At 70.0% G+C, this 11,794-nt stretch carries 10 protein-coding genes; 7 read left to right on the top strand and 3 right to left on the bottom strand.

Annotation, left to right across the window (positions count from 1 at the left end):
* Position 1 precedes the first annotated feature (1 nt).
* The 7 genes from OG259_RS37735 (at position 2) to OG259_RS37705 (ending at position 6,263) form a co-directional block, all read left to right on the top strand.
* Positions 2-673 carry a TylF/MycF/NovP-related O-methyltransferase gene (locus OG259_RS37735; RefSeq protein WP_328946356.1) on the top strand — a complete coding sequence of 224 codons (672 nt, stop codon included), beginning with the start codon at positions 2-4 and terminating at the stop codon, positions 671-673.
* On the top strand, positions 670-1,593 hold the full coding sequence (locus OG259_RS37730; RefSeq protein ID WP_328946355.1) for an NAD(P)-dependent oxidoreductase: 924 nt from the start codon (positions 670-672) through the stop codon (positions 1,591-1,593). The genes OG259_RS37735 and OG259_RS37730 overlap by 4 nt, the downstream gene beginning before the upstream one ends.
* Positions 1,590-2,459, top strand: a complete 870-nt coding sequence (locus tag OG259_RS37725; protein ID WP_328946354.1) for a hypothetical protein — start codon at positions 1,590-1,592, stop codon at positions 2,457-2,459. The genes OG259_RS37730 and OG259_RS37725 overlap by 4 nt, the downstream gene beginning before the upstream one ends.
* A gap of 30 nt (positions 2,460-2,489) precedes the next feature.
* Positions 2,490-4,349, top strand: coding sequence for a radical SAM protein (locus OG259_RS37720; RefSeq protein ID WP_328946353.1), 1,860 nt, complete (start codon positions 2,490-2,492; stop codon positions 4,347-4,349).
* Positions 4,346-5,065 (top strand): 2OG-Fe(II) oxygenase, encoded by a 720-nt coding sequence (locus tag OG259_RS37715; protein ID WP_328946352.1) that lies wholly within the window; start codon positions 4,346-4,348, stop codon positions 5,063-5,065. Before OG259_RS37720 ends, OG259_RS37715 begins: the two co-directional genes overlap by 4 nt.
* Positions 5,066-5,155: 90 nt before the next feature.
* Positions 5,156-5,317, top strand: a complete 162-nt coding sequence (locus OG259_RS37710; RefSeq protein ID WP_328946351.1) for a hypothetical protein — start codon at positions 5,156-5,158, stop codon at positions 5,315-5,317.
* Positions 5,318-5,372: 55 nt separating this feature from the next.
* A complete protein-coding gene (locus OG259_RS37705) occupies positions 5,373-6,263 on the top strand; it encodes an aKG-HExxH-type peptide beta-hydroxylase (protein ID WP_328946350.1) in 891 nt (296 codons plus the stop codon).
* A 102-nt stretch (positions 6,264-6,365) separates the two neighbouring features.
* On the opposite strand, the gene OG259_RS37700 is transcribed toward OG259_RS37705, so the two are convergent.
* The 3 genes from OG259_RS37700 to OG259_RS37690 form a co-directional block, all read right to left on the bottom strand.
* Positions 6,366-6,698, bottom strand: a complete 333-nt coding sequence (locus OG259_RS37700; RefSeq protein ID WP_328946349.1) for an ATP-binding protein — start codon at positions 6,696-6,698, stop codon at positions 6,366-6,368.
* 328 nt (positions 6,699-7,026) lie between these two features.
* Entirely contained in the window at positions 7,027-9,390 is a 2,364-nt protein-coding gene (locus OG259_RS37695) for an ATP-binding protein (protein ID WP_328946348.1), read from the bottom strand.
* 57 nt (positions 9,391-9,447) lie between these two features.
* Positions 9,448-11,787, bottom strand: a complete 2,340-nt coding sequence (locus tag OG259_RS37690) for an ATP-binding protein (RefSeq protein WP_328946347.1) — start codon at positions 11,785-11,787, stop codon at positions 9,448-9,450.
* Positions 11,788-11,794: the final 7 nt, after the last annotated feature.

Here is an 11,794-nt window from a genome sequence, read left to right as displayed (position 1 = left end):
CATGGATCCGACGCTGAAGGATCTGCGGGAGTGGCTGCTACGGGAGCATTCCGGGACGGTCTGTGCCGACCGGCTCCGTGTGGTCGCCGACGAGCTCGCCGACCTGACCGCCTGCGGTCTGCCGGGAGCCGTGGTGGAACTCGGCTGCTACAGGGGCGCGATGGCCCTCTGGATCCGTAGCGTGCTCGACTCGCTGGGCGACCGCGACCGCGACCGCGAGATCCACGTCTACGACTCCTTCCAGGGCATGCCCGCGCCCGGCGCCGAGGACTCGGACCATCTGGCGACAGGCGAGCTCCGGTCGTCCCCGGACGACGTGCGCGCCACGCACACGACGTGGGGCAGGCCGGCGCCGGTCATACATGCGGGATGGTTCGACGAGACCCTTCCCAATGAGCTGCCCGAGGAGATCGCGTTCGCCTACCTGGATGGCGACTTCTACGGCTCGACTTTCACGGGACTCAAGCACTGCGTCACCCGCCTGGCCCCGACGGGCGTGTTGCTCGTCGACGACTACGCGGACACCGCGGTCAATCCGCGGGCCTGGGACGGGCTCCCGGGGGTGAAGCGCGCCTGCGACGCGTACTTCGGCGCACCTTCGCCCGTGACCGTCGTCGTCGGCGAGGGCGATCTCGCCTTCGGCCGGTACGAGAAGCCGGAGTCCCTCGGATGAACACTGTCCTGGTGCTACGCGGTGCGGCGGACACGAACGCGATCCGCCGCGCCCTGCCCGATGTCCTCGTGCACGAGTTGCCGGACCTGCACTCGCCTCCGCCCGCCGACACGGGCATGCTCGTCCTGCGTTCCGGCGTCCGCCTAGGCGAGCGGGAGCTCGACGCGCTCCCTCGTCTGCGGCACGTCATACGGACCGGCTCCGGCATCGACCACATCGACGTGAACGCCCTCCGGCACCGTGGCATCACACTGCACCGCAACGCCGAGGCAGGCGCGGGCGCCGTGGGCGAGTGGGTACTCGCCGCCGCCCTCGCCCTGGCCCGGCGGATCCCGTTGGGGCAGCACGCGCTATTGCTCGGCCAGCACGAGAAGCAGGCGTGCATGGGTGCGTCACTCGGGAGCCTGGCCGCAGGGATCTGGGGCGCGGGCCCGGTAGGGCTGGCCGCCGACTGGGCCCTCGCGCCCTTCATGGACCGCACGGCCTTCGCTGCGTGGCCGTCGAACCCTCCCGGTCTGCGGGAGCTGTCGCCGACAGCCCTCATGGAGCAGTCGCAGGTACACGTGATCGCTCTGCCGCTGCGTCCCACGACCGAGCAGCTCATCGGCGAGGACTTCCTCACACGCGTCGCTCCGCAGCGGCCTCTGCTGATCTGCGCCGGGCGGCTGGAGACCCTCGACGTCGCCGCCTGCCTGCGGGCGCTGGCGGACGAGAGGCTCTCGGGCCTCGCCCTCGACCCGGTCGAGCGGGAGCACCTGCCGCTCCTCACCGGCTCCACGACGCCGCTCAACTTCCTGACCTCGCCCCACATCGGCGCCCAGCGGTCCGACGTGCGCGGCGCGCTCGACCGATGGGCCATCGATCTCCTCAGGGAGATCACCGCCGACGACAAGATCCTGATCGAAGGAGGCCACCGGTGAACCCATCGGCACGACTGCGCCGGGAGATCGCCGACAGAGTCGCCCAGGCACTGCTCGCGTCCGGCGAGGCCCGCGAGGTCTGGCTGGAGGGAGCCCTCGCCTGCGGCTTCGCCCACGCGGCGAGCGACATCGACCTGCGTGGCATCGTGGACGGCGCCTTTCCGACATGGGAGTCGCGCATCGTGGACGGCGTCCGTGTCGACCTCCAGGCGACGGCGCCGCAGCGGGCAGAAGAGCTCCGTCACCTGCTCCGCTCCTTCGACGTCCACCGCGACGACCTCGGATCGTTCCGCCGGGTACGCGCCTCGATGCACGACCTCATGTGTCTGCGTACCGCTCTCTCCTACAGCTCCGGAAAATGGAACCCGGTGCTCGCTCCCGGGGAGCGCCAGGGCTACCGACGCTGGGCGGTCGCCGACCAGGCCGAGGTGGCGGCGAGTCTCGCCGAGGACCTGACCGGCCTCGTCGAAGACGGCTTGGTCGAGTCGGCCGACGTCGTGTGCCGGAAGCTGGAAACCTGTCTCGCCGCGCTCGGCTGCGCGGCGGCCGGCCACCCGGTCCTGGGCGACAAGTGGCTGCCGCTACTTGTACCCAGCGCGCCGTTCCATCCGCCGATCGACCCCGCCCGCCCGGAAACGTGGGAGTGGTTCCGTCCGGTTCAGCGACGCGTGACCAGAGCGCTCCTGGACTGCTGGCCCGTCGACGACCCGCTGCAGAAGCCCCCCAACCTGGGCGCCCCTGACGCCGGCTGGCTGCCCCAGCGGTACGCCGACGGCTGGTTCCTTCGCCGCGGCGACGTCCACATCCCCATCACCGGCGGACAGCTTCTCGGGTGGCTGTCCACGGTTTCCACCGATGGCGCGTAGACCGCGCCTCTCCTCCTCGGGAGTCCTCTGATGCCCGTCGCCCGCACCGCACCCACGAACCTGGAGAATCTCTACGCCCCGTTGTCGAGCACCGGACCGGACACGGCGGTCTCCGTCATCCTCAAGCTCCGGGGAGAGACCTGCGACATCGACTGCCTGTACTGCTTCGAGAAGCGCAAGGAGTCACCGGGCGGTGCCCGTATCAGCGCGGCACAGGTCCACCGCCTCGGTTCGATCTTCTCCGGGCGTCCGCTCAGCGTCGAGCTCCACGGCGGGGAGCCCCTGACCGCCGGCCGGGAACGGATCGCGGAGATCCTGGACGCGCTCGCCGCACAGCCGAACGTCATCCGCGTGAGCCTCCAGACCAACGGCCTCCAGCTCGACGACGCCTGGCTGGACCTGTTCGAGCGGCACTGTCCGGAGCTGGAGATCGGCATCTCCCTCGACGGGGACGCGCTCGGGAACTCGTGGCGGGTCGGTTACGACGGCCGCCCCACGCATCCCCGAGTGGTCGAAGCCCTGGAACTCCTCGGCCGTCGGGACCGCCGAGTAGGCGTCATCTGCGCCGTCACCCCGTACGTCCTCGGTCGGGCCTCCGAGGTCATGGAGCACCTCTCCTCCTTTCCCGCCGTGACGACGGTCAGCCTGGTGCCGTGCTTCGACGCGGCGGTCACCCGGTCGACCACGGCGGCCGGATCTCGTGCGCCGACCAGTCGGGCACTCCAGCGACGTGCCATCGGCCCCACCGGCCCGGCCTGGGCCGTCACGCCTCGCCAGTACGCCGACTTCGTGCTGGAGGCCGCCCGCCACTGGGTCGGCGACGGCCTGTTCCGCCGCGTCAAGCTGGAACCCGTCGTCTCCGTCATCCGCCGCCTAAGGGGTCTACAAACCCGGTCCTGTCACTTCTCCGACTTGAAGTGCGACCACGTCCTCACCCTCTATCCCGATGACCGCCTGGGAAGCTGCGACGAGCTGCCCTGGCCGCAGGCCGGCCTCGCCGCGCTCGGCGGCGTGCACGCCGAGCCGGACGTAGCCAGCGCCCAGGGCCGCTCTCCCCTGCTTCAGCAAGCACGCTCCCTGGTCACGAAGTGCACGACCTGCGACTACCGCGACACCTGCGGCGCGGGCTGCCCGGCGGTCCGCCTCCGCTTCGCCGCCGCGGGCGACGAAGACGCGTACTGCGACCATCGCATGCGCCTGATCGACGGCGTCGCAGCCCTGCTCGCCCAGCCGGACCTACCGCCCGGCACCTCCTGTTCCCGGCTGCGCTGGCGTCCCGTCCGCCCCAACGACATGCACCACGTCGCCGCCTTCCTGGCCCGCTGGGACGACCCCACGGTGCCCCGCACGCCCGCGCACCTGCAAGTCAGCACCCACGGCAACATCAACACGGTCGGCCTCCCCGGCGTGCACGAGGCAGACGATCTCGACCCCCACCATCCTCAGTGGTACGAGGGCATCGAGCCCGGCGTCCGCCCGGTCGTCGACGTGCTCGCGGCGGGCTGGAACACCGTCACCTATGACAGCTGCCAGGGCCACACCTACGCCGGCCTCCCCGAAACCGAGCCCCGCTTCGCCGCGGTCGGCATCCTGCCGCGCGACCGCGGCGAGTACACACGTACAGCAGCGCGCCTGTGCCGAGCCGCCAGCCGTGCCGAGTCCTCCCTACCCGGCGCGTGTTCGCTGCTCCTCGGTCGCAGCGAGCTCACGTGCCGCACCACCGGCCGGGTGTATCCGACGCTCGACCTCCATCTCGTACCCGCTCCCGGCACCACGCCTGCCGAGTACTTCGAGGACCTCGCCCAGGCCGTACACGTACTCACGGAGGCCCTGGCCGAGGCCGCCTCTGCCCCGCCTTCCACCCCCTGCGCATGCGGAGGCGAGCAATGATCCACATCGCCGAGACTCTGTCGATCCGTACCGTGGAGGGCTTCCTCAAGCCGGACGAGGTCGAGCGACTCAACCTCGTCATGGACGACACGCTCAACTCCCTCGGACGCGACCGGTACGGCACTGGCCGCCGCACCACCATCCACGAGATCCCCGGTCACTCCCCCGCCGAGGCGCAGGACGTCTACGAGCCGGCCAGCCGGATCGAGATGACCGACATCCCGCGCGAGGCGACCACCCTCCTCGACCAGGCCCTGAAGGTCCACATGCCCGCCATCACGCGCACGCTGCCGTCGGTCACCGGCCACCGGCCGTGGATCTACCTCGAATACGGTGCCGGCCAGTACGTCACCCCACATGCCGACGGCATCGCCCCCGATCCCCTCACCCGTCCCCGCCAGATCGCCGCCGCGACGGTCACTCTCACCGACGTCCAGGAGACTGGCGGCGCGTTCTACGTGGAGACCACGGGCAGCGACACCATCTGGACCACCGCCGAGGCGCCGACAGGGTCGGGTTACGCCCAGAGGATGCGCTTCGCACACGACGGGACGGACATGTCCTCCCCCTGGTTCCGCACCATGCCCCGCACCCGATGGAGCGTCGCACCCGCTCCCGGCACGCTCGTGCTCTTCGGCAGCCAGCTCGTCCACGGCACCGAACCGGTCCGCACCGGCCGCGTTCGCAAGTTCCTCACACTCTTCGTCTCCGGGTAGGAGGCTTCGCCGCCATGACCGACCCCCGCGGCCCGCCCCACAACGGCCCCTCCCCCAACCCACGGCCCCGACCAGAGGAGAGAGCGAGCAGTGGCAGAAGACAAGACGTTCGACGAGTTCCTGGAGGCAGTCGCGTCCCTGCGCGACAGCGACCCCGTGCGCACCACCGCGCACACCTCCAACGCGGCCACCGAGACCTGGCTGGCCACCACGGTGCAGCCCGACGCCGCTGAGCCCACCACCGAGGCCTGACCGCCACGGGGCCGGGCCCGTCCCGCCCGGCCCCGTTCCATCCCCGGAGCCCCAGATGAGCACTCTCTCCCCGGAAGTCCTGGTCGCCCTCGACGGCATCGCCGACCACCAGCGCCTACGGACCAGCCGTGTCGCCTCCGTACTCGGCAACCGCCTCGGCTCGTCCGCCCTCGACTACGCCGTGGCCCACCACCTGCTCGAAGGCGCCGAACACTCCGCACGCGCCCGGGACGCGGACCGCCTCGACTGGTACCGCAATGCGACGGTGCGAGACCTGACCCACCTGTCGGCCGGCCCGCACATCGTGCTCAGCCCGCGCCCGGGGGAACTGCTCCGCTCAGAGATCTCCGAAACCGCGTACTACCTCGTAGGCCCCGACACCAGCCCGGCCTCACCCGAGGCCCGTGACCTCGTTCGTGCCGCCCTCGCCTCCGCGACCGAGCACGGCTTCGGCACCCTGCTCACCCAGCACGCCCCCGTCATCTGCCTGCTCAACCGCCGCCGACTCGACGAGACCCTCCACAGCTGGGCCCTCACCCGCCTCCCCGGCACCGTCTTCACCGACTACACCGCCCACCCCGAGATCCTGGCCCGCGACCTGATCCACGAGGCCGCCCACAACTGGCTCAACGACGCCCTGGCCGCGCACGACGTGCACCTCCCCGCCGACGTCACCTTCTTCTCCCCCTGGCGAGGCACCCAGCGCCCCGTCTACGGCTTCCTGCACGCCTGCTGGGCCTTCTCCCTCACCGTGCTGTACGCACGGCAGGCCCGCCGTGCCGCCACAGGGTCTGTGGTCCCCTTCCTCGACGCCCATCTGGGCCAGCAGGAGGGCCAGTTCACCGCCGTCGCTGACTCGCTGGTAGAGGCGCTCTCCTACGTCTCCACCGAGGTGGTCCGTGATCGCATCAGCCGCGCCGTGGGCAGAGCCGCTCACGGGATGTAGCGTCGGTGGGTCGGGCCGCTCCGGAACGGGCCCCGGGTCACCACTCAGGGCACAGAGACGTGCATGTCGATGGGCGGGCCGGGTCCGGCGGTCCATCGCCGCTCAGGCGATGTGACACCACACGGTCTTGCCGTCCGCGACCTGGCAGGCGCCCCAGCGGGTGGCCAGCGCCTGCACCAGCTCGAGGCCCCGACCGTGCTCCGCGTCGTCGTCGGCGTTCGTGACGACCGGCAGCCGCGGGTCCGGGTCGGTCACCACGATCGTCAGACCGCACGCGTTCCAGTACACGTCCAGCCGGACCGGGAACGGCTCACCGCCCACGTCGGCGTGCGTCAGCGCGTTTCCGAGCAGCTCCGTGGCCAGCAGCGCCACCGTGTCGACCATCGGCTCGGCACATCCGCGAACCTTGAGGGTCTCGATCAGCCGCCGCCTCATCGCGCTGATGCCCGCGACGTGATCCGTGCTGAGAGTCAGATCCGGCCCGGAAGCGCCTACGACGCAAGGCCGGGTACAAACGGCTGCTGTAGTCATCAGGACTCCAAGGGATGAATCGGACGATGTATCCACACTCGCCGGTCCACCCACCCCGCACAGCCGTAGTACTACCTGTTCGCTGCCAGGTACGACCCGCGTAGTACCTGGGGTGCCGGATGGCAGGTGTGGCAGCACGTTCCAGGTACTGGGGGGAAGGTCTACGCGGGCCGGGCCCTACCCCGCCAGAATCGTCATCGTCGGCGGTCGGTAGAGGATCACCGCCCAGGGCTCAAGCGTCTGAGTGGCCGGCCATCCAGGTGACGATCTGTGTGCGGGAGCGGAACCCGAGCTTGACGAGGATCTTCTGGACATGGCCCTCAGCGGTGCGCGGGGAGATGGCCAGTGCTGCGGCGATCTCCTTATTGGACAGACCCCGGAAGACCTGAGTGGCGACCTCCCACTCCCGGCGGCTCAGCAGATCCTTGCCAGACGCGGGCGACCCGGTCCGGGCAGTCGCATCCTCGCCAATGGTCACGCCGAGGGCGAAAGCGACCGCCTGGTCGATGCCGAAGCCGTGCCCGCGGGCCACGGCTGCGTCGAACGGGCCCTCGCCGAGTTGCTCGCGGGCCAGTTTCCCAAAGAGCTTCCTCGTGCTGTCGTAGAAGGCGATGGACCTGAGCAGCGTGGCCTTCTCGCCCAGCCTCTCGGTGATGCCCAGGAGAACGGCGCCGCGCTCGTTCTCGCCACTGACGACACCCGCCCCCGCCATGAGCAGGGTGGCCAGGCCCGTGCCCGTGATGTCCCTGAAGGCCTGCGCGATCCGGAGGACTTCACGCCCTCGGCCGACTGCTGCGATCGGATCGAGTCGGCCGAGTTCGGCGAAGCCGAGGGCGATGAGCGCCCAGGAGCGAAACCACTGCTCCCCGTGGTTCACGCAGTAGCCGAGGGCCTCCTCGGCGGCTGCTGCGGCTTGGTCGAAGTCTCCGAGCTGGTCTTGGGCCAGGGCCAGCAGGAGGAGCGCCTGCACCTTGGCCTGCAGCTCGGCCGAGTCCGTCCCGTCCACCTCTCCAAGGCGTCGCAGAGCTTCTTTACCCAGTGCGACTGCCGCGGCCAGGTCACCGTCGCTCAGGGCGATCAGCCCTTGACTGGCCAGGGAACTCGCCGCCAGTGGCCGGTCTCCGAATCGCTCCGCGAGGCTCTCGCACTCCCGCTGCACCCCTGCGGAAGCGGCCTGATCGCCCTGGATGGAGGTAAGATGCCCCAAGGTCCTCAGGGCGCCGGCCCGCGCACGTGACGGCTCGGTATCGAGGGCGAGCGCCCGCTTCAGCCAGTGGCGGCCTTCCCCTACAGGCCCGGACGCAACCCAACATGCGTCCATGGCCGCGAGGATCCGAATGGCCTCCTGGCTCTCACCAGGAGCGGAGAGACTGAACTCGAGAGCGGCGCGCAGATCGGCGCGCATCGCCCGCATCCGCCCCGCCCAACGGACTTGCTCGGGGCCGAACCACTCCTTCTCCATCTGCGTGGCCACGGCAAGGAACCAGTTCCGATGCCGCCGGGCGAATTCAGGCTGACGGCCGGACTCTTGCAAGCGCTCCCGCCCGTACTGAGCGAGCGTGTCCAGAAACCGGTACTGCACGCCTCCGAGCCGCTCCTGCCTCATCAAGATCGACTTGTCCGCGAGGCCGGTGACCGTCTCGAGGACCAGCCCGGCCGGCAGGTCCTCCCCGCCGCACACGTCCTCGGCCGCAGCCAGGCCGAACCAGCCGGCGAACACAGAGGACCGAGCCCACAGCAGGCGTTCTTCGTCCGAACAGAGCTCATGGCTCCAGTCGACGGTGGCCCTCAGGGAGCGTTGCCGGGTGGGGACCGCGCGGTCCCTCGTCGCCAGGACACCAGACTGGTTCTCGATATACTGGAGGATCTGCCCCGGGGACAACACCCGAGTCAGGCCTGCGGCCAACTCGAGCGCCAGCGGCAGGCCGTCCAGCCGAAGGCAGACCAGTGCGACCGTGGCTACGTTCTCCTCCGAGAGAAGGAATCCGCTCGCTGCTGCGGCGCGCTGGGCGAACAGCGTAATCCCTGGATACTCGGCGGCAGCCGCAAGCGTCATGGGACGACCACCGCCCGGATCCTGCGGAGCCGGCACCGGAAGCGCCTTCACAGGCCACTCGGGCTCTCCTCTCATGCCCAAGGAGTGCCGGCTGGTCACGAGCATCCGGACATCAGGGGCCTGCTGCAGGACCACACGGATGAGTTCCGCACAGGCCGAAGCGACGTGCTCGCAGTTGTCGAGCACCAGGAGCATGTTCCGCTCGCGAAGGAAGGCAGTGACAGCCTCCAGCCCACCGCCCCTGGCCGCGCTGTCGATCCTCAGTGCGTCCACCAGCGAGTAGGCCAGTAGACCACCGTCCGTCAGGGGCGCCAGGTCGACGAAGCGCATGCCGCCCCCGAACGACCGGCGAACCCGAGTGGCCACCTGCAGGGCGAGCCGTGTCTTGCCGATGCCTCCGGGTCCGGTCAGCGTGACCACCCTGGAATCGGACAGGAGCGCACTCACTTTGCCGATGTCCTCCATCCGCCCCACGAAGCTCGTCAGCTCGGCGGGCATCTCCCCGGTGGAGCCGCGGTGGAACGGAACGGTATCTGCCATGTTCAATGGTTGCACCCGCTCTCTTGGGACGATCGCATCTGCGACTGCTGCTCCTTGTCAGCCGCCCTGACGGGCGGCCCAGGCGGCTATGTGGGCGCGAGAGGTGAAGCCGAGCTTCGTGAGGATGTGATCCACGTGCCCTTCGACGGTCCGTGGGGAGATCACCAGGTCCTCGGCGATCTTCCGGTTGGACAGGCCCCTTGCCACCAGGCCCGCGACCTGGCGTTCCCGTGGGGTCAGCAGACTGGGCTCCGCGTCCGCGGTGCCCGCATCGGCAGACCGCCCGGGTTCATCGCCTTCGATGCCGAGCGCATGGTCGATCGCCGCGTCGAGATCGAGGGCGTAGCCCCGCGCCACGGCCGCCTCGAAGGGCGTCCCACCGAGCTCCGCTCTGAGCTGCGCGGCGAGAGCATCATTCACCGCGGACTCCATCTCGCTGAGGGCAGGTACTCCGAGCTCGTTGCAGACCTGCCGACGCGCTCCGAGGAGTTCGGCGGCGCGTCCGAAATCGCCCTCGGCCACCAAGGAGCGAACCAGTAGCAAAAAGGAAGTGGCCAGACCCATCACGTTGTCATAGTCACGTGCGATCCGGATGCATTCCCTCGCATACCGGATCACCGCTTGGTGGTCGCCGGCGCCGAACTCCGCGATGGCCCGGCCGGCCAGCGCCCACACTAGGTCCGCATGCCCCCCGAACTCCACGCTGCAGCGTTCTGCCTCCTCGTGGGCGCTGACCGCCTCGTCGTAGTGGCCGAGCATCGCGTGCGCGATGATCACAGCGGCCAACAGCTGTGCCCGCTCCGGCCCTCCGGCGTACTCGGGGCACGCCAGTGCCTGCTTCGCGCGGGCGAGCACCGTGGCGTAGTCGGCCTGGTTCACCGCCAGCTCCGCCTCGACGCTGTGCGCACGGGCGACCATGAGCGGGTCGTTCAGGTGCCGCGCCACGATGTGGCAGTCTTTCAGGGCCGCCTCGGCAGGGGCGTAGTCCGCCCGCCTGGCGCAGATCGAGGCCAGACTCCGGAGGGCCATCGCGCGGGCCAGGGTGGGTTCCGTGTCGGCGGCCAGGGCCCTCTCCAGCCACAGCCGCCCCTCACTCGCCTCAGCGCCCGCATGCCAGTGCGGCAGCAGTCCGGCGGTGAGCTTCAGCCCGGCCTGTCCTTCCCCTGTCGTCGTCACGCAGTACTCCACAGCGGCCCGCAGATTGCGGTACTCACGACGCAACCACCGCGACCAGTCCAGCTGGTCGGGGCCCCACCACTGCGTGGCCATCTTCTCGGTCTGCTGCAGGTACCAGTCGCGGTGGCGCCTGGCGAGCATCCCCTCTTCGCCCGCTGCGCGCAGCCGGGTGGCCCCGTACTGGGCGAGGGTTTCGAGCAGCCGGTACTGCAGCTCGCCGAGTTCTTCCTCGGGGACCAGGATCGATTTGTCCACCAGTCCGGCGAGGATGTCCAGGACCTCCTCCCGCGGTAGGTCCTCGCCCGAGCAGACGCCTTCGGCCGCATCCAGGCCGAACCTGCCGGCAAACACCGAAGCCCGGGACCACAGGAGCCGCTCGTGCGGCGTGCACAGTTCATAACTCCATTCGATCGCCGCCTCCAGGGTGCGGTGCCGGTCGGGCACCGTGCGGTCGGGCGTGCCCATCGCCCCGAGCCGCTCGTCGTAACGCCGGACCAGCTGCCCCGGGGAGAACACCCGGGTCTGGACGGCGGCCAGCTCGATGGCCAGAGGCAAACCGTCCAGCCTGCGGCACAACCGCGCCACCTCCGGCCAGTCCTCCCTGTCAGGGGAGGCCCCACTGGCCGCCGCGGCCCGCTCCGCGAACAGCACCAGCGCCGGGTACTGCACCGGCGCCGGTGCACTCCGCGCGCCTCCCACTCTGAGATCCGGATCCGGGACGCGCAGTGGCGGAACCCGCCACACACACTCACCGGTCGCCCACAGGCGTTCGCGGCTCGTCGCCAAGATCCGTACCCGCGGCGCCCGGCGGATCACCCTGTTGATCAAGGACGCGGCCTCAGCGACGATCTGTTCGCAGTTGTCGAGGAGGAGCAGAACCTGCCGCTCGGACAGGAAGTCCAGGATGACGTCCGCGGCCTCATGCCCCGACCGGTCGTGGATCCGCAGGGCCTCGATCACGGACGCGTCCAACGCCGTGCGAGTCGTCGCCGCGGACAGGTCGATGAACCACACACCGTCCGCGAACGCCCTCCGAAGGGCGGTAGCCACCCGCATCGCCAGCCGCGTCTTGCCAACGCCGCCGATACCCGTCAGGGTCACAACCCGGAACTCGGACAGCGCGGCCCTGACCGCAGTGATGGCCTCCCGACGCCCCACGAAGGTCGTCAACTCCACCGGCATGCCGGTATCACCCCAGCGAGTCCGCACAGGAGTGGCCATATCCGGA

Origin of the sequence: Streptomyces sp. NBC_00250 (genome assembly GCF_036192275.1) — a bacterium.
In the GTDB taxonomy this organism is placed as follows: Bacteria; Actinomycetota; Actinomycetes; order Streptomycetales; family Streptomycetaceae; genus Streptomyces.
Note: the sequence above shows the minus strand (reverse complement) of the source record. Positions and strands in the feature narration are given on the sequence as shown.